This window comes from Aeromicrobium halocynthiae, assembly GCF_039531385.1.
Taxonomy (GTDB): Bacteria; Actinomycetota; Actinomycetes; order Propionibacteriales; family Nocardioidaceae; genus Aeromicrobium; species Aeromicrobium halocynthiae.
In genome coordinates this window covers 608,478-633,709 of the sequence record NZ_BAAAPY010000001.1, presented here as the reverse complement: position 1 = coordinate 633,709, position 25,232 = coordinate 608,478, and the positions used below count along the sequence as shown (strand labels likewise).

Here is a 25,232-nt window from a genome sequence, read left to right as displayed (position 1 = left end):
CGCTTTGAGGACCAGGGCCTCGCTAGGATCCGGCGCGTGACCCTCCTCTCGTCGTTGTTCACCCTGCTCGAGCCTCGACTCTCGACGCCTGTCGACCAGGAGCGCGACTTCCCGGCGAGGCGAGCCTCGCGCGCGACGCTGCAGCGCTCGGCCGTCGGACGCCGGCTGTTCGGCGAGCCCACCGACGCGGTCGAGACCTTCTCGAGGACCGTGACGATCGAGGGTCGACAGCGGCGCGTGCTCGTGCACCGCCCGCACGCCGGAACCGGGCTACCGGGGGTCCTGAACCTGCACGGCGGTGGCTGGGTGCAGGGCAACCCCGAGCAGTCGGCCTGGTTCGCGAGCCGTGTGGCTGCCCGCACCGGTGTCGTCGTGGTCTCACCGGAGTACCGGCTCGCACCGGAGGATCCCTTCCCCGCAGCGGTCGAGGACGCCTGGGCCGCGCTGCAGTGGCTGGCCGAGGAGGCCGAGGGCCTCGACGTCGACCCCTCGCGTCTCGCCGTGATGGGCGACAGCGCCGGCGGCGGCCTCGCCGCGACGGTGGCGCTCATGGCCCGCGACGAGGGCGGTCCCGCGCTGCGCGCCCAGGTGCTGATCTACCCGGGAGTCGAGGCCTACGAGCGGTGGCCGTCGGAGGACGAGCACGCCGACGCCCCGGTGCTGACCTCGCGCAACATGCGCTCCTTCGTGAGGCTCTACCTCGGCGACGCCTACGGCACCACCGACTGGCGCGCCTCGCCGATCCGTCACCGCGACCACGCCGGCCTGCCGCCGGCGCTCGTGGTCGTCGCCGGCCGCGACCCCCTCGCCGACAACGGTCGACGCTACGCCCGCGTGCTGGGCGAGGCCGGCGTCTCGGTCCGCCTGGAGGAGTTCGGCCGCGCCCTCCACGGCTTCGTCAGCCTGCCGGGAGTCCAGCCCGACGCTGCAGTAGCGGTCGAGTCCGTCGCGCACTTCCTCGACGAGCACCTCTGACACTGGGCCGAACCATTGTGACAGCGGTGCTGTCACGAATATGCTCGCGGCCATGAGGCCCTGGCGACGTGACCACTGGCAGCGCGAGACCGACCGGCTCGACGCCGAGACGCAGCACGAGCAGATCGCGCGCATCCTGTCCATGCACGAGTTCCCGTGGGACATCTCCCAGGCGCTCAGCTTCGCGTTGTTCCGCACCTACGCGGTGCCCACGATCGGCGACCTCCTCGACCGGACCGACGAGTTCGGTGCGCGGACCCAGAAGCGCCACGACGACACGGTCATCGTGCTCGAGGCCGTGCTCGAGGGCGGGCTGGAGTCGCGCGACGGCCGTGCCGCCGTGCGCCGCATGAACCAGATGCACGGCAGCTACGACATCTCCAACGACGACATGGTCTACGTGCTCTCCACCTTCGTCGTGACGCCGGCGCGCTGGATCCGCCGTTACGGCTGGCGCAACCTGACCGACCACGAGATCGAGGCCACCACGTCCTACTACCGACGCCTCGGTCGTCTCATGGGCATCAAGGACCTGCCGGCGGACTTCGCGGCGTTCGAGCGGTTCCTCGACGAGTACGAGGCGCGCCACTTCGCGTACCACCCGGGATCGCGTCGCGTCGCCGACGCCACGCTCGACCTGTTCGTCACCTTCTACCCGCGTCCTCTGCGCCCCTTCATGGGCATCTTCGCGAAGGCGATCATGGACGACCACCTGCTGCGCGCCTTCGCCTACGAGGCCCCGCCGGCGTGGGTGCGTCGCCTGGCGCACCTGGGCCTGGAGGTGCGGGGGCGCGTCGTGCGGCTGCTGCCACCACGGGCGAGGCCGTGGAAGGCCTCGGCGTCGCACCGGGTCCGGTCCTACCCCGGTGGCCACCTGGTGGAGCGGCTGGGCACCTTCCCGAGCACCATGCCCGACGACGAGCAGATCGGTGCCCGTGTCGCAGCCGCCCGGTGACCCGACCCGGATCGAGCCCGGCTGGGTCCGCGAGGCCTGGCACACCAGGCGTTGGCTGCACAGCGGGCACGGCTCGCTCGACCGGCTCCGGCTGGCCCGCGAGCTCGCCCGGCGCCGCGTGCTCGCCCGCGGACGGCTGCTCGGCGAGCCGCTGCAGATGCTGCGCGAGGGTCGGCTGAGGATCGGCCCTCACACGCTCCTCGAGCCCGACGTGTGGCTCACCGGGTCCGGTCGCATCACGATCGGGACCGGGAGCTTCCTGAACCTCGGTGTCATGGTCGCCTCGCTGCACGACGTCAGCATCGGCGACCACTGCATGCTGGCCAACGGGTGCGTCGTGACCGACGCCGACCACGCCGTGGTCGACCCGGACCGCCCGATCACCGAGCAAGGTTTCGTCAGCCGCGGTCGCACGAGCATCGGCGACGACTGCTGGCTCGGTGCGCACGTCGTCGTCACCAGCGGCGTCACGATCGGCGAGCGGTGCGTGATCGGCGCCAACAGCACGGTCACGCACGACGTGCCCGCCTGGTCGGTCGCCGTCGGCTCACCGGCACGCGTGGTGCGCAGCCTGCGCTGAAACACGGCCGCCATGGAAGATGTGGACGGGCCGGGGCGTTGACCAGGGCATGCGCCTGTCCGTGCTCGACCTCGTGCCCGTCCGAACCGACCAGACGACCGGTGACGCCCTCGCGGCCTCCACGCGGCTCGCGCAGGTCGCCGACCGCAGCGGCTTCGAGCGCTACTGGGTCGCCGAGCACCACAACATGCCGTCGGTGGCCTCCACGAGCCCGCCGGTGGTCATCGCGCACCTCGCCGCGCACACCCAGCACATCCGCATCGGGTCCGGTGGCGTCATGCTGCCCAACCATGCTCCGCTGGCCGTCGCCGAGCAGTTCGCGCTGCTCGAGGCCGCCCACCCGGGCCGCATCGACCTCGGCATCGGCCGAGCCCCCGGCTCGGACCCCGTCACGTCGATGGCGTTGCGCGGACCTGCCGGCCGCGGCGACGCCGACGTGGCCGAGTTCCCGCAGTACCTCGACGACGTGATGGCGCTCATGGGTGCCGACGGCGTGCGCGTCGCCGTGCCGCGCCAGCACTACGTCCTCAAGGCGACGCCCGCCGCGAGCAGCGTCCCGGCGCTCTGGCTGCTCGGCTCGTCCGCCTACTCCGCCGAGCTCGCCGCCGAGAAGGGTCTGCCGTACGTCTTCGCGCACCACTTCAGCGGCCAGGGCACGGCCCAGGCCCTCGAGCTGTACCGCTCCCGCTTCCGTCCGAGCGAGCACGCCGAGCGCCCGCGCACCTTCCTCACGGTGAACGCGGTCGTCGCCGACGACGCCGCGGAGGCGGCGGCCCTCGCGCTGCCCCACCTGCACATGATGGTCGCGCTGCGGACCGGGGCGCCCATGCGCCCCCTCGCGGTGGTCGAGGACGCCGAGGCCGAGGGGGTCCCCGACCAGCACGCCGGGCTCGTCGACGCAGGACTGGCGCAGGCGGTCGTCGGCGACCCGGTCGCCTCGGTGCGACGCGGTACCGACCCGGCCACGGCGCCGGGCCGCGAGCGCACGGTGGAGCTGCTGGCCAAGGAGCTCATCGGCTGACCGGTGTCCCGACGTTCGCTCGGCGTTCACAGCGTCGCCGACGCAGGTTCGACCACCGCGTCCACGGTGGGGTCATGGTCCTGCGATCCGATGCCGCCCGCTCCGCCGTCGCCGTGCTGACCGTCGTCGCCCTCGGCGGGTTCCTGGCCGTCCTCGAGCCCGACGACGACGTCGCGCCCGTCGACGAGACCGCGGTCCTCAGCAGCAGCCGCTGACGTCTCAGACCCGCACGCCGGCAGCGGCGAGCTCGTCGCGCACCGCCCCGACGCGCCCGGGGTCGACCGCCGCCGTCAGGTCCGAGAGCAGCGTCACCGCGAAGCCCTCCCGTGCGCCGTCGAGGGCGGTGGCCCGCACGCAGTGGTCCGTCGCGATCCCGCACACGTCGATCGCGGTGACACCGTGGCGGCGCAGCCAGGCGGCGAGGCTCTCGTCCTGGGCGTCCGTTCCCTCGAACCCCGAGTAGGCGGCCGTGTACTCGCCCTTGTCGAAGATCGCGGCGAACGCGTCGTCGCGCAGCGGTGCGTGGAGCTCGACGCCGGGCGTCCCGACGACGCAGTGCGGCGGCCAGGAGTCCACGAAGTCCGGCGTCGCGGAGAAGTGCGAGCCGGGGTCGATGTGGTGGTCGCGCGTGGCGACGACGGTCGCGTAACGGCCCGAGCCGATCAGCTCGTGCACCCGACGAGCGACGTCCGCCCCACCGCTGACGGCGAGCGAGCCGCCCTCGCAGAAGTCGTTCTGGACGTCGACGACGACCAGTGCCGTCGTGGCAGGGACGTCGTCGGTGTCGTGGTCGGGGTCGTGGGTCGTCTCACTCATGGCGGTTCCTCTCCTCGTGGACGATGACGGTCTCCAGCGCGGGCTCGCCGCGCGAGAGCTGGGTGGCCGTGGGCGGCAGCTCGTCCATCGCTGCGCGGTGGCGCTCGCGCGCCTGTCCGATGGTGTCGTGGTGGACCCGCCGGCCGGCCCGCACGAGCGGGTGCAGGAGGGCACGGTCGTCGGGTCCGTGCCGGGCGTGCTCGGCGATCGTGACGATCTCGGCGACGGCCCGGCCGTCCGGGTCGAGGCGTCGCGCCGCGTGCTTGCGACCCCCCACCGAGACCTTGTCGGTGCTGCGCTTCGCGACGGCACGCATCGTGCCGTCGTCGTCCTCGCGCGCGACGAGCTTGTAGACGAAGCCCGACGTCGGCGCCCCCGACCCGGTGACGAGTGCCGTGCCGACGCCGTACCCGTCCACGGGGGCTGCGGCCAGGGCGGCGATGGCGTGCTCGTCGAGGTCGGACGTCACGACGATGCGGGTCGAGGTGGCGCCGAGCGCGTCGAGCTGGTCGCGCACGGACCGCGCGAGCGAGGGCAGGTCGCCGGAGTCGATCCGCACGGCCCCCAGGTCCGGGCCGGCCACCTCGACGGCGGTGCGGACCGCCTCGGCGACGTCGTAGGTGTCGACGAGCACGGTGGTGCCCGCGCCGAGGGAGTCGACCTGGGCCCGGAAGGCGTCGTGCTCGCTGTCGTGCAGGAGGGTGAAGGAGTGCGCGCTCGTGCCGGTCGTGGGCACCGCGTGCCGTCGACCGGCCTCGAGGTTGGAGGTGGCGGCGAACCCGGCGACGTGGGCGGCGCGGGCGGCGGCGACGGCCGCCTGCTCGTGCGTGCGTCGCGATCCCATCTCCAGGCACGGTCGCCCCTGCGCCGCACCCACCATCCGCGCCGCCGCCGACGCGATCGCGGCGTCGTGGTTCAGGACCGACAGGACGAGGGTCTCCAGCACGACGGCCTCGGCGAAGGTCCCCTCCACGACGAGCACGGGCGACCCCGGGAAGTACGCCTCACCCTCCAGGTAGCCCCACACGTCGCCGGAGAAGCGGTACCCCGACAGCCACTGGAGCGTGGCGTCGTCGACGACGTCCGCCTCGCGCAGCCAGTCCACGGTCGCCGCGTCGAAGGTGAACTCCTCGAGCGCGTCCAGCAGCCGGTCCGTGCCGGCCACCACGCCGTAACGTCGTCCCTGGGGCAGGCGCCTGGCGAAGACCTCGAAGACGGAGCGCCGCCGGGCCGTGCCGTCCGCGAGCGCGGCCTGCAGCATCGTCAGCTCGTAGTGGTCGGTCAGCAGCGCGGTGGTCACCCTCCCCAGCCTAGGGACCCTTCGCGCTTCGGCGCGGCTGCGTCACAATGGGGGAGTGACCCAGGCAGCCCCCGTCGAGACCGAGGAGCCCGACGTCCAGGACGTCACGGCGCTCCAGAGCCCGTGGGTGACCATCGTCTGGAACGACCCCGTGAATCTCATGTCCTACGTGACCTTCGTCTTGCGCAACTACTTCGGCTACACCGAGGAGAAGGCCACCGAGCTGATGCTCGCCGTCCACCACGAGGGCAAGGCTGTCGTCTCCTCCGGCAGCCGCGAGGAGATGGAGCGCCACGTCCAGGCCATGCACGAGTACGGCCTGTGGGCGACCCTCCAGCGATCGGACGCACCATGAGGTCCTTCGCCCGCCGTCGTCGAGGTGGCATCACGGCGACGTTCGAGCCGGCCGAGGCCCACGTCCTGGCGAGCCTGGCCGGACAGGTCGTCGAGCTGCTGCGCGACCGGCACGGCACCGAGGAGTCCAGCGCCGACCCCCTCGGCAGCGCGCTCGGCATCGGTGGTCCGTCGTTGCCCCCGGACGACCCCGTCCTGCAGCGGCTGCTTCCCGATGCCTACCGCGACGACGACGAGGACGCCGCGGAGTTCCGCCGCTTCACCGAGAAGTCGCTCACGTCGGCCAAGGTCGCGAACGCCGAGCGGCTCATCGGCACGCTCGTCGACGGCGGTCTCGACCCCGACGACGAGGGCGCGGGGGAGGTCGAGGTCGAGCTCGACGACGCCGACGTCCAGGCGTGGTTGCGCTCGCTCACCGACGTGCGCCTCTCCCTCGCGGTCCGTCTCGGCATCGAGACCGACGAGGACACCGAGCACGTGCACCACCGCGAGGACGAGGGGGTCCGCGCCATGGCGGACGTCTACGACTGGCTGGGCTGGGTGCAGGAGTCGCTCATCGCAGCCGTCGACCCCACCTGAGGTCCGTCTCACGCCCTGGCGGCGACCGGCGGCGTGCGGCGGCGTCGATAGACTCGCGGGCGTGCTGATCATCGACCGTGCCATCCACGACGCGATCATCGACCACGCCCGTCGCGACCACCCGGACGAGGCGTGCGGCGTGGTCGCCGGGCCCGCGGGCTCCGACCGCCCGGAGCGCCACGTCCCCATGCTGAACGCCGCGATGTCACCCACCTTCTACGAGTTCGACTCCGGTGACCTGCTGCGCCTGTACCGCGAGATGGACGACAACGACGAGGACCCCGTCGTCGTCTACCACTCCCACACCGCCACCGAGGCCTACCCGTCGCGCACCGACGTCGACCTCGCGTCCGAGCCGGGTGCGCACTACGTGCTCGTCTCCACCCGTGACGGCGCCCACGAGTCCGGACCGGTCGACTTCCGGTCCTACCGGATCGTCGACGGCGAGGTCAGCGAGGAAGAAGTCCGGGTCGTCGATGGTTATGCCGATGTCCCCTCCAGCCCCCACGAGTCCAGCCCCCACGAGTCCAGCACCGACCAGAGAGCGACGTCCTGACATGGCCATCGAGGTCCGGATCCCGACCATCCTTCGCACCTACACCGGCGGCGAGCGTGCCGTCGAGAGCTCCGGCGACACCGTCGCCGAGCTCGTCGAGAGCCTGGAGTCCGCGCACCCGGGCATCAAGGAGCGCATGGTCGAGGACGGCGCGGTGCGCCGGTTCGTCAACGTCTACGTCAACGACGAGGACATCCGCTTCACCGGCGGGCTCGAGACCGAGCTGTCCGACGGCGACACCGTCGTGATCCTGCCGGCCGTGGCTGGTGGTTCCGCCGTCCGAGGCGCGGCGCGTCGTCCTGCATGACCCGGTACGACTCCCTGGTCGACTCCGTCGGCCACACCCCGCTCGTGGGTCTGCCACGGCTCTCCCCGAGCCCGGAGGTCCGGCTGTGGGCCAAGCTCGAGGACCAGAACCCGACGGGGTCCATCAAGGACCGCGCCGCGCTGGCCATGATCGAGCAGGCCGAGGCCGACGGCACCCTGACGCCGGGCTGCACGATCCTCGAGCCCACGAGCGGCAACACCGGCATCTCCCTGGCGATGGTCGCCGCCCAGCGCGGCTACGACCTGGTCTGCGTGATGCCGGAGAACACCTCCGAGGAGCGTCGAGTGCTGCTGCGCATGTGGGGTGCGCGCATCATCGCCTCCCCGGCAGCGGGTGGGTCGAACGAGGCCGTGCGGGTGGCCAAGCGACTCGCCGCGGAGAACCCCGACTGGGTGATGCTGTACCAGTACGGCAACCCCGCCAACGCCGCCGCCCACCAGAACGGGACGGCCCCTGAGGTCCACGCCGACCTGCCGGAGATCACGCACTTCGTCGCCGGGCTCGGCACCACCGGCACCCTGATGGGCGCGGGACGCTACTTCCGCGAGCACGCCCCGCACGTGCGCGTCGTGGCGGCGGAGCCTCGCTACGGCGAGCTGGTCTACGGGCTGCGCAACCTCGACGAGGGGTTCGTGCCGGAGCTGTACGACGAGATGCTCATCGACGCCCGGTTCTCGGTCGGACCTCGCGACGCGGTGCGTCGGGTGCGCGAGCTCATCGCGGCCGAGGGCATCTTCGCCGGGGTCTCGACGGGCGCGATCTTGCACGCGGCCCTCGCACAGGCCGCGAAGTGCGTCAAGGCCGGTGAACGAGCCGACATCGCCTTCATCGTCTGCGACGGCGGCTGGAAGTACCTGTCGACCGGTGCCTACGAGGGCACGCTCGACGAGGCCGAGGACGCGCTGGAGGGCCAGCTCTGGGCCTGATCGCGCCGGCCCGTCCGTCCCGCTGAGACGGGTCTACCCGGCGACCGTCGCCTCGGCTAGCCTCGGGGCGTGCGCGACATCGTGGTCTTCTCCGGCAGTGCCCATCGCGCGCTCGCCGAGGACGTGTGCAGCGCCCTCGGAGTGGGCCTGTCGCCGTCGGACTGCGTGCGGTTCTCCAACGACTGCCTGCAGGTCCAGCTGCTGGCCAACTGTCGTCAGCGCGACGTCTACATCATCCAGCCGCTCGTGCCGCCCACGCAGGAGCACCTCATGGAGCTGCTGCTGATGATCGACGCCGCACGGGGCGCCTCCGCGGCGTCGATCACGGTGGTGATGCCGCACTACGCGTACGCCCGCAGCGACAAGAAGGACGCCTCACGCATCTCCATCGGCGGTCGTCTCGTGGCCGACATGCTCGTCACGGCCGGTGCCCAGCGGGTGGTGACCATGACGCTGCACGCGCCTCAGGTCCACGGGTTCTTCACCGTGCCCGTCGACCACCTCACCGCGATCGGCGAGATCGCCGAGCACTATCGCGGGCAGGACCTCACCGACGCCGTGGTGGTCTCACCGGACCTCGGGAACGCCAAGACAGCATCGCTGTTCGCCCGTCTGCTGGGCGTGCCGGTCGCCGCGGGCAGCAAGCAGCGCAAGGCCGACGACAAGGTCGTCATCGACGCGATCGTCGGCGACGTCGCCGGCCGGCGCGCCATCGTGCTGGACGACGAGATCGCCACGGGCGGATCGATCGTCGAGCTCATGGACACGCTGCAGGAGGAGGGGTGCCACCAGGCGTCCGTCGCCTGCACGCACGGGCTCTTCACCGGCAAGGCCGTGCAGCGCCTGCGCGACCACCCCGGCATCACCGAGGTGGTCACCACCGACACCGTCCCGCCCCCGCCGGACTGGCCGGAGCTGACGGTCCGCTCGGTCGCGCCGCTGTTCGCCGAGGCGATCGCGCGGATCCACGCGGGGGAGTCGGTCTCGAGCCTGTTCGACGGCGTCGACCCCGCGCACGCGCCGCCGCAGCCGAAGCTGCCGCTGTGATCGAATCCGTCGCCGCAACGGCGGGGACCGGGTCCTGACCGGGACCGTCGACAGGACCACGCCGGTCCTCATGATCTCGATCGAACGGGTCGTGACGACCTGTGACCTGGGGTGGACATGTCGCTGTCCAACAGGCGCACACGGTTGTTCGTGCTCTCGACGACGGTGTCGATGCTGGTCGTGTGCCTCGTGGCCACCCCGTCTTCGGTCAGTGGCAGTGGGGCACGCACGTGGTCTGCCGCGACTGGCGTCGGACACGAGCGACGAAGCGGGAGCGGGGTCGTCGCCATCGACGGCGGAGTCGTCGTCGAGCAGGGCCCTCCGGAGAAGGTCATCGCCGACCCCTCGGCCGAGCGGACCCGTCGCTTCCTCGAACGGATCCTGAACATCGGGTGACCAGGACGTCCGTCCGCCCCGGCGGAGGGAGGGTGGTGGCACCCCGGACCGCCCCGTACCCTTGCGTGCGTGGCGGACGCACCCATCGGGATCTTCGACTCAGGCTTCGGGGGCCTGACCGTGGCGCGCGCGGTCATCGACCAGCTGCCGCACGAGGCCGTGACCTACCTCGGTGACACCGCGCGTGCACCGTACGGACCCCAGCCCATCGCTGCCGTCCGCGAGTACGCCCTGGAGTGCCTGGACCAGCTCGTCGGACGAGGCGTCAAGATGCTCGTCATCGCGTGCAACTCCGCGAGCGCCGCAGTGCTGCGCGACGCCCGGGAGCGCTACGACGTCCCCGTGGTCGAGGTGATCGTCCCGGCCACCCGTCGCGCCGCACGCCTCACCCGGTCCGGTGTCGTGGGGGTGCTGTGCACCCGTGCCACCGCCTCCTCCGGGGCCTACGACGACGCCTTCGCGGCCAATCCGGGCATCCGCGTGCACACCCAGGTCTGCCCTCGCTTCGTCGACCTCGTCGAGGCGGGCACGACGAGCGGCCCGGAGGTCGTCGCCGCGGCCCGCGAGTACCTCGAGCCGGTGCGTGCTGCGGGAGCCGACACCGTCGTGCTGGGCTGCACCCACTACCCGCTGCTCACCGGGGCGATCTCCTACGTGCTCGGCGACGCCGTCACGCTCGTGTCGAGCGCCGAGGAGACCGCCAAGGACGTCTACGCTCGTCTCGTGACCGACGGCCTCGAGCGCGACCCCGCCCTTGCTGCTCCCGAGCACCGCTTCCTGACCACGGGCCGGCCCGACGAGTTCGGCGTCCTCGGCCGCCGCTTCCTCGGGCCGGAGGTCGGCGACGTCGACCAGGTCAGCCAGGTGGTGGTCGCGTGAGGCTCACGATCGTCGGCTGCGCCGGTTCGTTCCCCGGACCGGACTCCGCCTCCAGCTGCTACCTGTTGGAGCACGACGGGTTCCGCCTCCTGCTCGACCTCGGCAGCGGCGCGCTGGGCCCCCTGCAGCGGCACGTCGACCTGCGCGACATCGACGCCGTCGCGCTGAGCCACCTGCACGCCGACCACTGCTTCGACCTCACGGGCTTCTTCGTGGTCAGCAAGTACCACCCCGACGGCCAGATGCCGGAGATCCCCATCTACGCCCCCGACGGTGCCGGCCCCTTCCTGGCCAGCTCCTACGGACGCACGGAGGGTCTGCAGCTGGGCGACCAGTTCGACTTCCACGACTGGACCGACGGCAAGAGCGTCGACATCGGACCCTTCACCGTCACGCCGACCCTGGTCGACCACCCGGTCACCGCGTACGCCTTCCGCGTCGAGGCCGGTGGGAAGGTCGTGGCCTACTCCGGCGACACCGCACCCATCGACGCCCTCGTCGACGTCGCCGCGGGCGCCGACCTCTTCCTGTGCGAGGCCTCGTTCGTGGAGTCCAACGAGAACCCGCCGAACCTGCACCTGACCGGGGCCGAGGCGGGGGAGTACGCCGCCCGCGCCGGCGTCGGCCGACTGCTGGTGACCCACATCCCCTCCTGGACCGACGCCGCGGAGGTCGAGTCCGACCTGCTGACCACCTACGCCGGTCCGTACGACATCGTCCGCGCCGGCGACGTGTACGACCTCTGAGCGGGCCATCTGGCCTCCCGACGCGCCTCGGTAGGCTCGAGGCATGACCTCCCGCGAGGACGGCCGTGCCGTCGACGAGCTCCGCCCCATCACCATCACCCGAGGCTGGCTCGACCACGCCCAGGGCTCCTGCCTGATCGAGTTCGGCAGGACGCGCGTGCTGTGCGCCGCGAGCGCTCAGGAGGGCGTGCCGCGCTGGCGCAAGGGCTCGGGACTCGGCTGGGTGACCGCCGAGTACGCGATGCTGCCGCAGGCCACCCACGACCGGTCGCCGCGCGAGTCCGTGAAGGGCCGCGTCGGTGGGCGCACGCACGAGATCTCCCGCCTGGTCGGCCGGTCCCTGCGCGCTGCGGTCGACGACGCGGCGCTCGGCGAGAACACCGTCACCATCGACTGCGACGTGCTGCAGGCCGACGGTGGCACCCGTACGGCGGCCATCACCGGTGCCTACGTCGCGCTGGCCGACGCGGTGGCCCACCTGCGCGGCCTGGGAGCACTGGCCGGGGAGCCGCTGAAGCAGTCGGTCTCCGCGGTCAGCGTCGGCATCATCGACGGCGTCCCGATGCTCGACCTGCCGTACGTCGAGGACGTGCGCGCCGAGACCGACATGAACGTCGTGATGACCGGGTCGGGCTCGTTCATCGAGGTCCAGGGAACCGCGGAGGGTGCGCCGTTCGACCGTGCCGAGCTCGACGCGCTGCTCGCCCTGGCCACGAAGGGCTGCGCCGACCTCACGCGCCTGCAGACCGAGGCGCTCGAACGCTGATGGCCCAGGTGGTGCTGGCGTCGAACAACGTCAAGAAGCTCGCCGAGCTCCAGCGCATCCTCGCGCCCCTCGTCCCCGGCGTCGAGGTCCTGGGACTGGGTGACGTCGCGGCCTACGACGAGCCGGCCGAGACCGAGGCGACGTTCGAGGGCAACGCGCTCATCAAGGCCCGCGCCGCGCTGGCGGCCACCGGCCTGCCGTCGTTGGCCGACGACTCCGGCTTGTGCGTCGATGAGCTGAACGGCATGCCCGGCGTGCTGTCGGCCCGGTGGTCCGCCGGCGTCGTCGCCTCAGGCGCCGAGCGTGGGGTCGTCGACGCCACGAACAACCGACTTCTGCTCGGTCAGCTGGGCGACGTCCCGGACGGACGTCGTGGCGCACGGTTCCGTTGCGTCGTCGCGCTGTGCGTGCCCGGCGGCGTGGAGGTCGTGGAGTCCGGGGAGATGCCCGGGCGCATCCTGCGCGAGGAGCGCGGCGCCGGCGGATTCGGCTACGACCCGCTGTTCGCAGCCGACGGCCACGAGGTCTCCACCGCCGAGCTGAGCGTCGAGGACAAGGACCGCATCAGCCACCGGGGTGAGGCCCTGCGACGCATCGCCCCGCACGTCGCGCGCGTCCTCACCTGAGCGCTGCCGCGACCCGCTCGCCGAGGGCCACGCTGCCCGCGCGCGTCGGGTGGACGCCGTCGGTCGTCCGGTCGGCGCCGGTCAGGGTGCCGGCGGTCGCCACGAACTCCACCCCCTCCCGACCCGCCGCCGTCCGCACGATCGAGGTGAGCCGGCGCTGCTCCCACGGGTCGCGGTCGCCCCACGGCGGCTCGAGGACCACGATGCGCGTGCTCGCAGGGAGTCGCTGCTGGACGAGGCGGAGGTACGTCGTCACGGCCGCGGCGATCTCCGCGTCGCCGGCACGGACGTGCTGTCCGCGCTCGCAGCGCGCCCAGTCGTTGCGCCCTCCGGCGATGACGAAGACCGCGGGAGGGTCCTCGAAGGCGGCGGTCCGGTCGGGGAACGTGTCCCCGGTGCAGCGCAGTCCTCGCCGGAGGTAGCCCGAGCCCGACTGCGCGTAGGTACGGACGTCGGTCCCCAGACGGCGCCCGACGATGCTCCACCACGCCTCGTCGGGGGTCCCTGCGCGGTCGCTGTAGCGCGCGGTGATCGAGTCGCCGACCACCACGATCCCGCGCTCGAACGGACGGTCAACGGCATGGGCGCCGTCGGCCGCACCGCCGACGAACGTGAGGCTCACTGCCAGGACGACGGCCGTGAGCACCGTCAGCCCGGCCCAGCCGACCCCTCTCGTGACCATCTCTCACCCTCCTGCGGCGACTCTACGTCCGGGAGGGGGTCGCTGGATGGCTGCGACGCACGGAGGGCGGTCCCGGTGACCGGGACCGCCCTCCGTGCGTGCAGCAGACCTCAGATGAAGCCGTTCTCGCTCATCCAGTCCTCGGCCACGTCCTGCGGCTGCTCCAGGTCGACGGAGACCCGCTCGTTGAGCTCGGTCATCGCCTCCTGCGTCAGCGCCTCGGCGATGGGGTTGAAGATCTCGTCGAGCTGCTCGCCGTACTCGGAGTAGACCTCGTCGGTGAAGACCGGGCTCGGGTTGTAGAGCGGGAAGAAGCCCAGGTCGTCCTCGAGGACCACGAGGTCGAGCGCGCTCACGCGACCGTCGCTGGTGAAGACCTCGCCGAAGTTGCACGGGTTGCGGTCGGCGGTCGCCGAGTAGACGATCGCGGTGTCCAGCTCGGTGACGTTGCCGGCGGGGAACTCGTAGCCGTACGCCTCCTCCATGCCGGGCAGGCCGTCGTTGCGGGCGGAGAACTCGCTCTCCACGCACAGCGTCGCCAGGTCGGGATCGTTGGCGATGATGTCGGCGAGGTCCGACAGGCTCTCGGGGCTGCCGAGGTCCTCCGCCGCGTCGGCCTGGTAGGCCAGCGCGTAGGTGTTGTTGAACTGCGCGGGCTCGAGCCAGTGGAGCTGGTTCTCCTCGAGGTCGCGGTCGCGCACGACCTCGTACTGCTCGATGCGATCCGGGATCGGGTCCTCCTCCTGGAAGAAGGAGATCCACGCGGTGCCGTTGTACTCCCAGTAGGTGTCGATGTTGCCGGAGGTGAGCGCCGCGCGTGCGACGTCGGTACCGCCGGTGTTGATCTCGTCGGTCACGTCGGCGCCGGCGTTCTCGAGGGCGAGACGGCTGATGTGCCCGAGGATCAGCTGCTCGTCGAAGTCCTTCGAGCCGACGGTGATCGAGGCGCCCTCCAAGATGCCTTCGGTGTCACTGCCGCCGCCGTCGCCACCTCCGCAGGCAGCGAGGCTGGTGATGACGGCGGCCGCGCCGGTCATGGCGAGGAACCTTCTGTTCATGATGCTCCTTTCGAGAGCGTCGGGGGTGGGATGGCCCCGCGGTCACAGACCGCGTGGAGCGAGGAGGCGGCCGACGACGCCGGCCAGGTAGTCGACGACCAGGGCGAGGCCCGAGACGAGCACGACGCCGGTGATCAGCACGGTGGTGCGATTGAGCGTGATGCCGTTGTAGACGATGTAGCCCAGTCCGCCCGCCCCGAAGAACGTGGCGAGCGTCGCCGTGCCGACGTTGATGATCAGGGCCGTGCGGATGCCGGCGATCATCACCGGGACCGCGAGCGGCAGCTCGACGCGCAGCAGGATGGCGAGCGACGACATCCCCATGCCTCGGGAGGCCTTGATCAGACTGGGATCGACCTGCTGCAGGCCGACCATCGTGTTGCGCAGGATCGGCAGGGTCGAGTAGGCGACGAGGCCGAGCACGACCGGCGTGAAGCCGAGCTGGCCGAAGGCCACGAAGATGATGGCGAGCAGGCCCAGCGACGGGATGCCCTGCCCGATGTTCGCCACCGCGAGCACGACGGGGACCAGGGACCGCGCGAACGGTCGGGTGAGCAGGACGCCGAGGGGGATCGCGATCAGGATGACGATCAGCGTGGAGACGGCGGTCAGCTCCAGGTGCTGGATGGTGCGGCTGGTGAGCTGGGCACGGGTCAGGACCCGTTGCTCCACCCCACCGAGCTCCTGGGACTGCACCCAGAGGTAGGTGCCCGTGAAGACGACGGCGAGGAAGATCGGCATGCCGACCCAGGAGAGCACGGAGCCGCGGTCCGAGGCCCTCTCGACCTTGAGGGGTCCCGTCCCACTGGCGACGACCGGTGCGTCGGTCATCGTGCCGCGTCCTCGGGCTGCTGCTTCTGTGCGAGGTAGAAGGCCGAGTGCTCCTCGCGCATGGCGCGGACCGCCACCATGATGGTCTCCAGGTCGACGATGCCCTGGTAGGCGCCCTTGGCGTCGACGACGACGGCGACGCCGCCGTTGGACTCGATCAGCTCGTTCAGGGCGTCCGCGAGGGTCGAGTGCCCCTCGACGACGGCGTGGGCGGGGAGGCCGACCGTGTCGAGCGAGCGTCCCTCCCGGCGCAGGTCGCCGATGGTCACCCACCGCCGGGGGCGACGCTGCTCGTCCAGCAGCAGCATGGCCGTCCAGTCGGACTCGAGGAGCCGCTGGCGCAGCGCGGCGGTCTCCTCGCTGAGCAGACCGGTCGGGGTGTCGGTCGTCATCTCCACGTCGCGGATGCGACTGAGGTTGAGGCGCTTCAGCGAGGCGCCGGCGCCGATGAAGTCGGCCACGTAGTCGTCGGCGGGCTCGGAGAGGATCTTCTCCGGCGTGTCGAACTGGGCGATGTGGGACTGCTCGCGCAGCACCGCGATCCGGTCGCCCATCTTGATGGCCTCGTCGATGTCGTGGGTGACGAAGATGATGGTCTTCTGGATCTCGGCCTGCAAGCGGAGGAACTCGTTCTGGAGCCGGTCGCGGGTGATGGGGTCGATCGCCCCGAACGGCTCGTCCATCAGCATCACCGGGGGGTCGGCAGCCATCGCCCGGGCCACGCCCACGCGCTGGCGCTGACCTCCGGACAGCTCCTTGGGATAGCGGTCGCGGTAGACCTGCGGGTCCATCCCGACCATGCCGAGCAGCTCGTCGACGCGGGCGGAGATGCGGGCCTTGTCCCAGCCGAGCAGCTTGGGCACGGTACCGATGTTCTGGGCGATCGTGCGGTGGGGCAGCAGCCCGGTCTCCTGGATGACGTACCCGATGCGACGACGCAGCTCGTCGGGGTCACCGTTCGTGACGTCCTCGCCGTCGATGATGATGTGCCCCGACGACGGCTCGATGAGACGGTTGATCAGCTCCATCGACGTCGTCTTGCCGCACCCCGAGGGGCCGACGAACACGACGATCTCCCCCCGCTCGATGCTCATGCTCAGCTTGTCGACGGCGGGCTTCCTCTGCCCGGGGAAGGTCTTGGTGAGCTCGACCAGCTCGATCATCGGCCGTTCGGACGTGGTCATCGGATTCCTCGCGAGGTGGTCAGGCGGCGGATCAGGACGAAGACGGCGTCGAACAGCAGGGCGAGCACGATGATCGCCAGGGTCCCGCCGTAGATGAGGTTGGGGGCGTTCGCGTTGGGCACGGACCGGAGTCCGCGGAAGATCTCGTTGCCCAGCCCGGGACCGCCCACGAACACCGCGATGGCGGCGATCCCGACGATGACCTGCGTGGAGACGCGGATGCCGGTGATGATGACCGGCCAGGCCAGCGGCAGCTCCACCTGCAGCAACCGCCGCGCCGGGCCCATGCCCATGCCCCGGGACGACTTGACGACGGCGGGGCTGACGGACCCCAGGCCGGCGATCGTGTTGCTCACGACGGGGAGCAGGGCGTAGAGCGTCAGCCCGGCGATCGCGGGAGGGGCTCCCAACCCGAAGATCGGGATGAAGAGGGCGAACAGGGCCAGGGACGGGAGGGTCAGGAAGAAGGACGTCACGCTGAGGATGGGGGCGCGCAGCAGTCCGCTGCGGTGTCCAAGGACCCCCAGCGGGATGCCGATCGCGACGGCGATCAGCATCGAGATGACGACCAGCTGCGCATGCTCGATCGACAGCTCGATCAAGTTCTCCCAGTTGCGCTCGAGGTACTCGAGAAAGGTCACGTGGCTCCGGTCTGGTTCGGCGTCAGTGGCTGGTACGTGCGGGTCTCGGGGGCTGGTTGATGGGTCACGATACGCGGTCCGCTCCGTCGACGGGCCGAAAGGTCGAGATCCGCGCCACGCCGAGGGTGTCCAGCGCCGCAGTAGATTGGCCGTCATGGACCTGGGACTCACCGAGGAGCAGACTGCGTTCCGGCGCCTCGCGCGCGACTTCTGCGACGCCGAGATCGTGCCGTTCCGCCGCGACTGGGACCGGGCCGAGTCCGTCGACCTGGACCTGCTGCCCAAGCTCGGCGAGCTCGGGTTCTTCGGCCTCACGATCCCCGAGGAGCACGGCGGCGTCGGCGGCGACCACCTGACGTACATGCTGGCCATGGAGGAGCTCGGACGGGCGGACTCGTCGGTGCGGGGCATCGTCTCGGTCTCGACGGGTCTGGTCGCCAAGCCCCTGCTGGCGCACGGCACGGACGCGCAGAAGGCCGAGTGGCTGCCACGGCTGACCGCAGGAGCCGCCCTGGGCTGCTTCGGGCTCACCGAGCCCGGCCACGGGTCCGACGCCGCCCACCTGCGCTCGCGGGCGCGTCGCGACGGTGACGACTACGTCATCGACGGCAGCAAGATCTTCATCACCAACGGCACGTGGGCCGAGGTCGCCCTCGTCTTCGCCCGCACGGGGGACGACGGGCCACGCGGGATCTCGGCGTTCCTCGTGCCGACGGACGCCCCGGGCTTCTCGCGGACCACCATCGAGGGCAAGCTCGGCCTGCGCGGCCAGGCCACCGCCGAGCTGTCCTTCGACGATGTCCGCGTGCCGGCCTCGGCGATGCTCGGCGAGGAGGGTCGCGGCTTCGCCATCGCGATGGAGACGCTCGACAAGGGTCGTGTCGCGATCGGCGCCAGCTGCACCGGGATCGTGCAGGGATGCCTGGAGGAGGTCGTCGCGTACACGACGACCCGCGAGCAGTTCGGCAAGCCGATCGCGAGCTTCCAGCTGGTCCAGGAGATGGTTGCCGACCTCAGCCTCGACGCCGACGCCGCCCGGCTGCTCGTGTGGCGCGCGGCCGACCTGATCGACCGCGGGGAGCCGTTCGGGGTCGCCGCGTCCAAGGCCAAGCTGTTCGCCTCCGAGGCAGCGGTGCGAGCCTCGAACATCGCGATGCAGGCCTTCGGCGGCTACGGCTTCATCGACGACTACCCGGTGCAGAAGTACCTGCGCGACGCGCGCGTGATGACCCTGTACGAGGGCACCAGCCAGGTGCAGAAGCTCCTCATCGGCCGCGCCGAGACCGGCATCAACGCCTTCACCTGAGACTCAGCTGCTCCTGGGTCTCACCGGCGCTGGTCTCACTGGGCGCCGGGGAACCCGTGCTGGCGCCAGGCCTCGTACACGGCCACCGCGGCGCAGTTGGCCAGGTTCATCGAGCGACGCCCCGCCAGCATCGGCAGCCGGAGCCGGTCGGTGACGCGGGGGTGCTGCTGGACGGCCTCGGGCAGCCCGGTGGGCTCGGCGCCGAACATCAGCACGTCCCCCGGCTCGTAGGCCACGTCGGTGTAGGTCCGGGTCGCCTGGACGGTGAAGGCGAAGACCCGGGCCCCGTCCATCGCCGCGAGCGCCGTCTCGAGGTCGGGGTGGACCGTCACCGTCGCGAGGTCGTGGTAGTCCAGCCCGGCCCGCTTGAGCTTGGCGTCGGACAGGTCGAAGCCCAGGGGCTCGACGAGGTGCAGCTCGGCGCCGGTGGCGGCGGCGAGGCGGATCGTGTTGCCCGTGTTGCCCGGGATCCTCGGCTCGTGGAACAGCATGCGGAACATCAGGACGACAGCCTAGAGTGACGGCCATGCCTGCTCCCGTGCGCGTCGACCTCACCCACACCTTCCGTTCCGACCCGGCCACCGTCCACGCGGCTCTCAGCGAGCACGAGAACCTCGGTCCGGTCTTCGGCGCGTCGGTCACGCGGGTCCGCGACGGCGAGACCGAGCGCAACGGCGTGGGCTCGGTCCGTCGCCTGAAGATCGGGCCGCTCCCGGCCTTCGAGGAGACGGTGACCGAGTCCGTCCCCGGCGAGCTCATCGCCTACCGGATCACCAAGGGCAGCCCGCTGAAGGGCCACTGGGGCGAGCAGCGGCTGTTCCCCACCGCCGACGGCGGGACGCGTCTGGAGTACCGCATCGGCTTCGACGCCGCGGTCCCCGGCTTGGCGCAGGTCGTCGCCCTGGGGCTGCGCCAGCGCATCCCGGCGGGACTGGCCAGGCTGGTCCCCTGAGCTCAGGGCCCGTCGCTGCCGAACAGCTCCTCGCGCCACGGTGGCTGTGAGCCGGCCCGCGCGACCACGATCGCGGCGGAACGTGACGCCACGGCGGTGACGCGGCGCCACATGACGAGATCGGCGGCGTGCAGCTCGGCGCTGCCCGTGATGCCCATCAGGCCCTCGTGGACGAGCGCGCCGACCAGGCCGGACATGAACGCGTCCCCCGCGCCCACGGTGTCGACGACACGCTCGGGCGAGGAGGGCATGGCGAGCGACCCGTGATGGGTGTAGGTACGGGCTCCCCGCGCGCCGAGGGTGACGATGACCGCGGCCGGTCCCTCGGCCAGCCAGCGCTGGGCCACGAGGTCGACGTCGGCGTCCGGCTCGAGCCAGGCGAGGTCCTCGTCGCTCACCTTGACGATGTCGGCCAGCCGGGTGAACGCCGCCACCTGCTCCCGGGCATGCTCACGATCCGGCACGAGCGCGGGCCGGACGTTGGGGTCGAACGTGACGATCGACGTCGGGGCGTGGCGCCGCACGAGGTCCTCGACGACGTCGGCGCCGGGGGAGAGGTAGGCCGCGATCGACCCGGTGTGGATGATCTCCGGCGGCCTGCTCGGGGTGATCGTCCCGGGGTCCCAGGTGAGGTCGAAGGTGTAGGACGCGCTGCCGTCGTGGGTGAGCGTCGCCTCGGCCACCGCCGTCCTGCTCGGGACGTCCAGTCCGTCCAGGAGACGCACGCCGGCGGTCTCGAGGTGGCGTCGCAGCAGCGTGCCGTGCTCGTCCTCGCCGATGGTGGCGGCGAGGTCGACCGGCAGCCCCAGGCGGCCGAGCCCGACCGCGACGTTGGCGGGCGACCCCCCGGGGTGGACGGACGTGCCGGAGCCCGGTCGGCGCACGACGTCGACCAGGGCTTCTCCGACGACGAGGATCATGTCTGCATCCTGCCCCATCGAGGCCGATCGGACCCGCGGTCGCGGACGACGGGGCGCTCGTCTGGGATGATGGTGGGGTGTTCCCGCCGCCCTCGGGGCCGATGGACTGGCCCCCGCACACGCCGGAGCGGCGGGCGTGGCAGCAGAGCGTCAAGCGCGGGCCCAAGGCCGATCGCGAGCTGCGCGAGATCGTCGTGCAGCGGCCGCCGTTCATCGCGGACGTCGGGTACACCGCCGACCGCCCGCTGCACGTCACGATGGGCAACACCGTCGGCGGCATCGCCCAGCTGGACCGCACGCACCGCGGTCGCCTGGGCGGACTGAGCCAGCTGCTCCTGCGCACCGAGTCCGTGGCCTCGTCGAAGATCGAGAACGTCGAGGCGAGTCTCGCTGACTACGGCCGGGCCGTCATGGGGAGCTCGGCCAACGCGTCGGCGGTCTCGATGGTGGCGGCGACCGAGGCGCTGCAGGGGATCATCCGCGACGTCGACCGCACGGGCCAGATCCGCAAGGAGGCACTGCTCGCCGCCCACCACGACCTCTTCGGCAGCCATCCGTCCGAGCACCACCGGGCGGGACGGGTGCGCACGGTGCAGAACTGGATCGGCGGCAGCGACTACACGCCCCGCAACGCCCTGTACGTGCCGCCGCCGCCGGAGACCGTCGCGGACTACCTCGACGACCTGTTCGCCTTCGCCAACCGGGACGACGTGCCGGTGATCGTGCAGGCGGCGGTCGTGCACGCGCAGTTCGAGTCGATCCACCCGTTCATCGACGGCAACGGTCGGATCGGCCGGACCCTCATCCACGCCGTCCTGCGTCGACGCAAGGTCACCCGTCACCTCACGGTGCCGATCGCGTCCGGTCTCGTGGCGCATCGCGAGCAGTACTTCGACGCCCTCAACGACTACCGCGCCGGACACGCCTACACGCTCGTCGCGATGCTCAGCTCGGCGATGACGATCGCGACGCACGAGTCGCGGCGCACGGCGTCGAACCTGTTGGAGGTCCGCCAGGAGTGGGACGCGGCGCTCGGCCCGGTCCGTCCCGGGACGGCGCTGCACCGCATCGTGGAGTCGTTGCCGTCGCAGCCGATCCTCACCGCCGACGAGGTGGCCGAGCGTCTCGGGTTGTCCAGCAGCGCGGCGCACGCGGCCATCACGCGGCTGCACGAGGCGGGCGTGCTGGAGCCGTCGTCGCGGCGGCAGCGGGGACGCGTCTGGTCGGCGCAGGCGATCCTCGACGAGCTCAGCGACCTCAACGACCGCATCGGTGCGCTGAGCCGCAGCAAGAGCCGCTGGAGCGAGTGAGAGCCCGGAGAGGGTCGACCAGGTCAGGAGAGCGCGTCCCAGACCGCTGCGGTGCGCTCGCCCGCGCCGGGCGTCCCGATGCGCTGGAGGTTGCGCCCACCGCGCGAGAACGCGTAGGAGACCTGCTCGGGGACGAGTGCCGGGTCGACGGGGTCGGGCAACCAGTCGCACGCGCGGACGTGCACGAGGTCGACGCGGGCGGCGTCCTCGGTCGTGTCGACCTGGTGGGGTCCGACGATGCGTCCCAGGTGCAGCCCGGCGCCGGTCTTGGTCCACGCGTACGAGCCGTCGGGAACGGCAACGAACCGGTCGAGCCGCCTCTCGGCGCGTTCGTCGCGGGCGGCGCCCATGCCCACCAGCCCGAGGCCCAGCGCGCGCTCGAGCGTCGCGTCGTGGTCGACACGGTCGTCGCGCGAGCGCATCGGGGCTCGCAGCGTGACGGTCGCGTCCATGGATCTCCCTCCCGGGTGCCGGTGACAGGACTCGAACCTGCACGCCGCGAGGCACAGGAACCTAAATCCTGCGTGTCTACCAGTTCCACCACACCGGCCCGGAGCCAAGAATAGTGGACGCCCGTGTGGTCCTGCCCCTCCGTCGAGGTCTCTGGCGGGGACAGCGCAACGGCCATGGCCGACCGAGCCCAGGCTCCCGCGTGGCGGCCCCTGTCCCGCCGGTGGTGGCCGGGGTTGCGCTCGGTCGCGCCGCGCCCGTCTCAGGCCGCGTCGAGCCCAAGATCGCGTCGCAGCTTGGCGACGTGGCCCGTGGCCTTGACGTTGTACTGCGCGACCTCGACGACACCGTCGGCGTCGAGCACGATCGTCGAGCGGATGACGCCCTGGACGACCTTGCCGTACATCTTCTTCTCCCCGAACGCGCCCCATGCCGTCATGACCTCCTTGTCGGGGTCCGACAGCAGGGTGATGCTCAGGCCCTCCTTCTCGCGGAAGCGGGCGAGCTTCTCGGGCTCGTCGGGGGAGATGCCGACCACGGTGTAGCCCTCGGTGGTCAGGTTCTCCAGGGAGTCGCTGAAGTCACAGGCCTGCTTGGTGCAACCGGGGGTCATCGCGGCGGGGTAGAAGTAGACGATCACCTTGGTGCCGCGCAGGTCCGACAGCGTCACGGTGTCACCGGTGTCGCTGGCGAGGGTGAAGTCGGGTGCGGTGTCACCGGGCTGCAGTCGCGTCGTCATGGGGCCTATCCTTGCAGCGACCCATCCAGTGCGACGAGAGGCCGTCCGTGAGCCGTTCCGACATCGATGCCGACGTCGACGAGATCGAGGCTGCGCTCGAGCGCCTTGCGGGGTCCGTCGACCTGCTCGTGGACCGTGCCCGGCCCACGAGCATCGCGCGACGAGGCCTGGCCAGGGTGAAGGGTCGCTTCGTCGATGAGCTCGGCCAGCCGCGCTACGAGACGATCGTCCCCGTCGCCGTCGGGACCGTCGCCGTCGTCGCCACGATCATCGGCATCCGCCGCCTGGTGAGCTGAGGTGTCGGACGCCGGCGGCCTGCCCATCCGGATGCTGCACGACCGGTTGCTCGTCCGCGTCGACGACGCCGCCGACCGGCGCTCGTCCGGCGGCATCCTGATCCCGGCGACGGCCTCGATGGGGCGTCGCCTGACCTGGGCGCGCGTGGAGGCGACGGGTGCGCACGTGCGGGCGGTCGAGATCGGGGACCGGGTGCTGTTCGACCCGCAGGACCGTGCCGAGGTGGAGGTCCGCGGAGACGCCTTCGTGCTGCTGCGCGAGCGCGACCTGCACGCGGTGGCCTCCGAGCGGATCGAGGAGGGCCAGACCGGCCTGTACCTGTGAGGGGAGCGAGCATGGGTGGACGGGACGTCCCTCTGCGCCGCGTGCGCCTGAGGCGCCCTGCCGTGTCGCTGCGCGGTCGGCTCGCGCTGCTGCGGCGCCGGTGGAGGTTGCTCGTGCGGCTCGCCGTGGCGCCGGCGCTCGCCTACCTCGTCGCGACGACCGTCTTCGGTCACCAGCAGGCGTTCTTCGCGCCGATCGCCGCCATCCTCGTCATCACCGCCGGTGCGGGTCTGCGGGGGCGCACGCTCGCCGAGATCGTCCTCGGCGTCTCCGTGGGCGTCCTGGTGGGCGAGCTCATCATCCTCACGATCGGTCGGGGGACGGCGCAGATGGCACTCGTCGTGGTGCTGAGCGTGACGGTCGGCATCCTGGTCGGCATCAAGGGCCTGGCGCTCACGCAGGCGGCATCGTCGGCGGCCCTGCTGACGGCGGTGCTCCCGGTGGCCGGGGCGGGAAACCCGGCCGTGACACGGTTCATCGACGCCCTCGTCGGCGGGCTGTGCGGCATGGCCATGGTGCTGCTGCTCCCGCGCAACCCGGTGCGGGACATCGACTCCGAGGTCCAACGCATCCTGCGCCAGCTCGCGTCGGTGCTGCGGGGGACGGCACGCGCGATCGCCGAGCGAGACCCGGAGCCAGCGGACGCGGCCCTCGGTCGTGCGCGCGGCCTGCAGCCGGACCTGAACGACCTCGAGTCCACGGCGCAGAACGTCAGCGAGATCGCCCGGATGTCGCCGGTGCGCTGGCGTCAGCGCACCCAGCTCGAGCGCTACGTCGGCGCCGTGCGCGACGTCGACAACGCCATCCGCGACGCCCGCGTGCTGGCCCGGCGCACGACCGCCATGCTGCGCCACGACGAGCCGTGCCCCGGCGAGCTGGGGGAGGCGATCGAGGCGCTGGCCGACGCGGTGGACGTCTTCGCCGACGACCTCTCCGAGGACGACGACTTCGCCGAGGCGCGTGACCTGCTCGCCGAGGCGGCGCGGCTCGCCGTCCTGGCGCTGACGGAGCGCATCACCCTCAACACCGCCGCCATCGCCGCGCAGGTCCGCTCCCTCGCGGCGGACCTGCTCTACGCCTCAGGCTCGACACGCGACGAGATCGACGCGCTGCTCGACTTCGACTGACCGTCCTCGAGACGGCCGAGGGCCGGTGCCGCGGCGGCGACGGGCCCGGTGAGGGCGGCGAGCCAGAACGCCCCGGGCAGGCCGACGCCGCCGGCGACGGCAGCGAGGGCGGTCGATCCGATCGCCTGACCGACGACCAGAGCGACGAAGAACGCTGCGGTGGCGGCCCCTGCGCGCGACGGGGAGACGTCGGCACCCCAGGCGATCAGCGCGGACGTCGCGGCGACGAAGGACCACCCGAAGAGCGCACACGCCAGGACGGCCCCGACGGCGACGGACCCGACGACGTCGGATCCGGCCGCGAGGGCCAGACCGGCCGTGGCGGTGCTGACGCCGGCGAGGTCCAGGGACCATGCCGCTCGGGGCCCGAGTCGGTCCAGCGCTCCTGCCGTCAGCGCCGCGACCGCTCCGCCGGCACCGATCGCCATCCAGGCGATGGTGGAGGTCGACGCGCTCGCACCCTCGGCGACCAGGAGCACCCGCCCGAAGGTCCACGTCGCGGCGGAGGTGGTTCCGAGCAGCACGGCGCACGTGAGGGGCACCCACCACCGACGAACCTGC

The 25,232-nt window shown here is 71.7% G+C and carries 34 protein-coding genes and 1 tRNA gene; 22 read left to right on the top strand and 13 right to left on the bottom strand.

Annotated elements, in window-relative coordinates; genetic code table 11:
* The first annotated feature begins 36 nt into the window (after positions 1–36).
* From ABD213_RS03145 to ABD213_RS03125, 5 genes are all read left to right on the top strand, one after another.
* Complete coding sequence (locus ABD213_RS03145; RefSeq protein ID WP_344324153.1) at positions 37–975, top strand: alpha/beta hydrolase; 939 nt, start codon at positions 37–39, stop codon at positions 973–975.
* Positions 976–1,027: 52 nt separating this feature from the next.
* Complete coding sequence (locus ABD213_RS03140; protein WP_344324150.1) at positions 1,028–1,930, top strand: oxygenase MpaB family protein; 903 nt, start codon at positions 1,028–1,030, stop codon at positions 1,928–1,930.
* The gene (locus tag ABD213_RS03135) at positions 1,905–2,510 is read left to right on the top strand and encodes an acyltransferase (RefSeq protein WP_344324146.1); all 606 of its coding nucleotides are present in this window, start codon (positions 1,905–1,907) and stop codon (positions 2,508–2,510) included. The genes ABD213_RS03140 and ABD213_RS03135 overlap by 26 nt, the downstream gene beginning before the upstream one ends.
* 49 nt (positions 2,511–2,559) lie before the next feature.
* On the top strand, positions 2,560–3,531 hold the full coding sequence (locus ABD213_RS03130; RefSeq protein WP_344324143.1) for an LLM class flavin-dependent oxidoreductase: 972 nt from the start codon (positions 2,560–2,562) through the stop codon (positions 3,529–3,531).
* Positions 3,532–3,605: 74 nt separating this feature from the next.
* Entirely contained in the window at positions 3,606–3,746 is a 141-nt protein-coding gene (locus ABD213_RS03125; protein WP_344324140.1) for a hypothetical protein, read from the top strand.
* Positions 3,747–3,750: 4 nt separating this feature from the next.
* On the opposite strand, the gene ABD213_RS03120 is transcribed toward ABD213_RS03125, so the two are convergent.
* Complete coding sequence (locus ABD213_RS03120) at positions 3,751–4,347, bottom strand: isochorismatase family protein (protein ID WP_344324137.1); 597 nt, start codon at positions 4,345–4,347, stop codon at positions 3,751–3,753.
* Positions 4,340–5,656 carry a nicotinate phosphoribosyltransferase gene (locus tag ABD213_RS03115; RefSeq protein ID WP_344324698.1) on the bottom strand — a complete coding sequence of 439 codons (1,317 nt, stop codon included), beginning with the start codon at positions 5,654–5,656 and terminating at the stop codon, positions 4,340–4,342. The genes ABD213_RS03120 and ABD213_RS03115 overlap by 8 nt, the downstream gene beginning before the upstream one ends.
* A 46-nt stretch (positions 5,657–5,702) precedes the next feature.
* Between ABD213_RS03115 and clpS the strand changes: the two genes are divergently transcribed.
* The 11 genes from clpS to rdgB all read left to right on the top strand — a co-directional run bounded on the left by clpS (position 5,703) and on the right by rdgB (position 12,850).
* Positions 5,703–6,002 carry an ATP-dependent Clp protease adapter ClpS gene (clpS, locus tag ABD213_RS03110; RefSeq protein WP_344324134.1) on the top strand — a complete coding sequence of 100 codons (300 nt, stop codon included), beginning with the start codon at positions 5,703–5,705 and terminating at the stop codon, positions 6,000–6,002.
* Complete coding sequence (locus tag ABD213_RS03105; protein ID WP_344324131.1) at positions 5,999–6,580, top strand: DUF2017 domain-containing protein; 582 nt, start codon at positions 5,999–6,001, stop codon at positions 6,578–6,580. Before clpS ends, ABD213_RS03105 begins: the two co-directional genes overlap by 4 nt.
* Before the next feature lie 61 nt (positions 6,581–6,641).
* Positions 6,642–7,136, top strand: coding sequence for a M67 family metallopeptidase (locus ABD213_RS03100; protein WP_344324128.1), 495 nt, complete (start codon positions 6,642–6,644; stop codon positions 7,134–7,136).
* 1 nt (position 7,137) lies between these two features.
* Entirely contained in the window at positions 7,138–7,443 is a 306-nt protein-coding gene (locus tag ABD213_RS03095; protein WP_344324124.1) for a MoaD family protein, read from the top strand.
* Positions 7,440–8,390 (top strand): PLP-dependent cysteine synthase family protein, encoded by a 951-nt coding sequence (locus tag ABD213_RS03090; protein ID WP_344324121.1) that lies wholly within the window; start codon positions 7,440–7,442, stop codon positions 8,388–8,390. Before ABD213_RS03095 ends, ABD213_RS03090 begins: the two co-directional genes overlap by 4 nt.
* A 69-nt stretch (positions 8,391–8,459) precedes the next feature.
* Positions 8,460–9,437: a ribose-phosphate diphosphokinase gene (locus ABD213_RS03085; RefSeq protein WP_344324118.1), complete on the top strand. Its 978-nt coding sequence runs from the start codon at positions 8,460–8,462 to the stop codon at positions 9,435–9,437.
* 117 nt (positions 9,438–9,554) lie between these two features.
* A complete protein-coding gene (locus ABD213_RS03080) occupies positions 9,555–9,833 on the top strand; it encodes a hypothetical protein (protein ID WP_344324115.1) in 279 nt (92 codons plus the stop codon).
* A gap of 69 nt (positions 9,834–9,902) precedes the next feature.
* Positions 9,903–10,712 carry a glutamate racemase gene (gene murI / locus ABD213_RS03075; protein ID WP_344324112.1) on the top strand — a complete coding sequence of 270 codons (810 nt, stop codon included), beginning with the start codon at positions 9,903–9,905 and terminating at the stop codon, positions 10,710–10,712.
* On the top strand, positions 10,709–11,458 hold the full coding sequence (locus ABD213_RS03070; protein ID WP_344324109.1) for an MBL fold metallo-hydrolase: 750 nt from the start codon (positions 10,709–10,711) through the stop codon (positions 11,456–11,458). Before murI ends, ABD213_RS03070 begins: the two co-directional genes overlap by 4 nt.
* 43 nt (positions 11,459–11,501) lie before the next feature.
* Complete coding sequence (gene rph / locus ABD213_RS03065; RefSeq protein WP_344324106.1) at positions 11,502–12,224, top strand: ribonuclease PH; 723 nt, start codon at positions 11,502–11,504, stop codon at positions 12,222–12,224.
* Positions 12,224–12,850: an RdgB/HAM1 family non-canonical purine NTP pyrophosphatase gene (gene rdgB / locus ABD213_RS03060; protein WP_344324103.1), complete on the top strand. Its 627-nt coding sequence runs from the start codon at positions 12,224–12,226 to the stop codon at positions 12,848–12,850. The genes rph and rdgB overlap by 1 nt, the downstream gene beginning before the upstream one ends.
* On the opposite strand, the gene ABD213_RS03055 is transcribed toward rdgB, so the two are convergent.
* The 5 genes from ABD213_RS03055 to ABD213_RS03035 form a co-directional block, all read right to left on the bottom strand.
* Entirely contained in the window at positions 12,843–13,532 is a 690-nt protein-coding gene (locus ABD213_RS03055) for an SGNH/GDSL hydrolase family protein (RefSeq protein ID WP_344324100.1), read from the bottom strand. The two genes, rdgB and ABD213_RS03055, sit on opposite strands and share 8 nt — an antisense overlap.
* A 110-nt stretch (positions 13,533–13,642) precedes the next feature.
* Positions 13,643–14,590: a glycine betaine ABC transporter substrate-binding protein gene (locus tag ABD213_RS03050; RefSeq protein ID WP_344324097.1), complete on the bottom strand. Its 948-nt coding sequence runs from the start codon at positions 14,588–14,590 to the stop codon at positions 13,643–13,645.
* Positions 14,591–14,632: 42 nt separating this feature from the next.
* Positions 14,633–15,421, bottom strand: coding sequence for an ABC transporter permease (locus ABD213_RS03045; protein WP_344324094.1), 789 nt, complete (start codon positions 15,419–15,421; stop codon positions 14,633–14,635).
* Positions 15,418–16,605, bottom strand: a complete 1,188-nt coding sequence (locus tag ABD213_RS03040) for a betaine/proline/choline family ABC transporter ATP-binding protein (RefSeq protein ID WP_344324092.1) — start codon at positions 16,603–16,605, stop codon at positions 15,418–15,420. Before ABD213_RS03040 ends, ABD213_RS03045 begins: the two co-directional genes overlap by 4 nt.
* Entirely contained in the window at positions 16,602–17,246 is a 645-nt protein-coding gene (locus tag ABD213_RS03035; RefSeq protein WP_344324090.1) for an ABC transporter permease, read from the bottom strand. The genes ABD213_RS03040 and ABD213_RS03035 overlap by 4 nt, the downstream gene beginning before the upstream one ends.
* Positions 17,247–17,400: 154 nt before the next feature.
* Here ABD213_RS03035 and ABD213_RS03030 point away from each other — a divergent pair, with 154 nt between their 5' ends.
* Complete coding sequence (locus tag ABD213_RS03030) at positions 17,401–18,552, top strand: acyl-CoA dehydrogenase family protein (RefSeq protein WP_344324088.1); 1,152 nt, start codon at positions 17,401–17,403, stop codon at positions 18,550–18,552.
* A 35-nt stretch (positions 18,553–18,587) separates the two neighbouring features.
* Here the strand turns inward: ABD213_RS03030 and ABD213_RS03025 are convergent, their stop codons facing one another.
* On the bottom strand, positions 18,588–19,052 hold the full coding sequence (locus ABD213_RS03025) for a tRNA (cytidine(34)-2'-O)-methyltransferase (RefSeq protein ID WP_344324085.1): 465 nt from the start codon (positions 19,050–19,052) through the stop codon (positions 18,588–18,590).
* 26 nt (positions 19,053–19,078) lie between these two features.
* Here ABD213_RS03025 and ABD213_RS03020 point away from each other — a divergent pair, with 26 nt between their 5' ends.
* On the top strand, positions 19,079–19,504 hold the full coding sequence (locus ABD213_RS03020; RefSeq protein WP_344324083.1) for an SRPBCC family protein: 426 nt from the start codon (positions 19,079–19,081) through the stop codon (positions 19,502–19,504).
* 2 nt (positions 19,505–19,506) lie between these two features.
* Here the strand turns inward: ABD213_RS03020 and ABD213_RS03015 are convergent, their stop codons facing one another.
* Positions 19,507–20,424 carry a carbohydrate kinase family protein gene (locus tag ABD213_RS03015; protein WP_344324081.1) on the bottom strand — a complete coding sequence of 306 codons (918 nt, stop codon included), beginning with the start codon at positions 20,422–20,424 and terminating at the stop codon, positions 19,507–19,509.
* Positions 20,425–20,501: 77 nt separating this feature from the next.
* Between ABD213_RS03015 and ABD213_RS03010 the strand changes: the two genes are divergently transcribed.
* Positions 20,502–21,734, top strand: a complete 1,233-nt coding sequence (locus ABD213_RS03010) for a Fic family protein (protein ID WP_344324079.1) — start codon at positions 20,502–20,504, stop codon at positions 21,732–21,734.
* A gap of 23 nt (positions 21,735–21,757) precedes the next feature.
* Here ABD213_RS03010 and ABD213_RS03005 read toward each other — a convergent pair whose 3' ends face one another.
* From ABD213_RS03005 to bcp, 3 genes are all read right to left on the bottom strand, one after another.
* Positions 21,758–22,186 (bottom strand): GAF domain-containing protein, encoded by a 429-nt coding sequence (locus tag ABD213_RS03005; protein WP_344324075.1) that lies wholly within the window; start codon positions 22,184–22,186, stop codon positions 21,758–21,760.
* 16 nt (positions 22,187–22,202) lie between these two features.
* Positions 22,203–22,284: transfer RNA gene (locus ABD213_RS03000), tRNA-Leu, on the bottom strand.
* Positions 22,285–22,446: 162 nt separating this feature from the next.
* Positions 22,447–22,923: a thioredoxin-dependent thiol peroxidase gene (gene bcp, locus ABD213_RS02995; RefSeq protein ID WP_344324073.1), complete on the bottom strand. Its 477-nt coding sequence runs from the start codon at positions 22,921–22,923 to the stop codon at positions 22,447–22,449.
* A 47-nt stretch (positions 22,924–22,970) separates the two neighbouring features.
* On the opposite strand from bcp, the gene ABD213_RS02990 reads away from it, so the two are divergent.
* Genes ABD213_RS02990 through ABD213_RS02980 form a run of 3 tightly spaced genes read left to right on the top strand, consistent with a single transcriptional unit; the run spans position 22,971 to position 24,671 of the window.
* Positions 22,971–23,219, top strand: a complete 249-nt coding sequence (locus ABD213_RS02990; protein ID WP_344324071.1) for a DUF3618 domain-containing protein — start codon at positions 22,971–22,973, stop codon at positions 23,217–23,219.
* Between the two features lie 31 nt (positions 23,220–23,250).
* The gene (locus tag ABD213_RS02985) at positions 23,251–23,544 is read left to right on the top strand and encodes a GroES family chaperonin (protein WP_344324695.1); all 294 of its coding nucleotides are present in this window, start codon (positions 23,251–23,253) and stop codon (positions 23,542–23,544) included.
* A gap of 11 nt (positions 23,545–23,555) precedes the next feature.
* Positions 23,556–24,671 carry an FUSC family protein gene (locus ABD213_RS02980; protein WP_344324069.1) on the top strand — a complete coding sequence of 372 codons (1,116 nt, stop codon included), beginning with the start codon at positions 23,556–23,558 and terminating at the stop codon, positions 24,669–24,671.
* Here the strand turns inward: ABD213_RS02980 and ABD213_RS02975 are convergent.
* Positions 24,617–25,195 carry a hypothetical protein gene (locus ABD213_RS02975; RefSeq protein ID WP_344324067.1) on the bottom strand — a complete coding sequence of 193 codons (579 nt, stop codon included), beginning with the start codon at positions 25,193–25,195 and terminating at the stop codon, positions 24,617–24,619. The two genes, ABD213_RS02980 and ABD213_RS02975, sit on opposite strands and share 55 nt — an antisense overlap.
* Between the last annotated feature and the right edge of the window lie 37 nt (positions 25,196–25,232).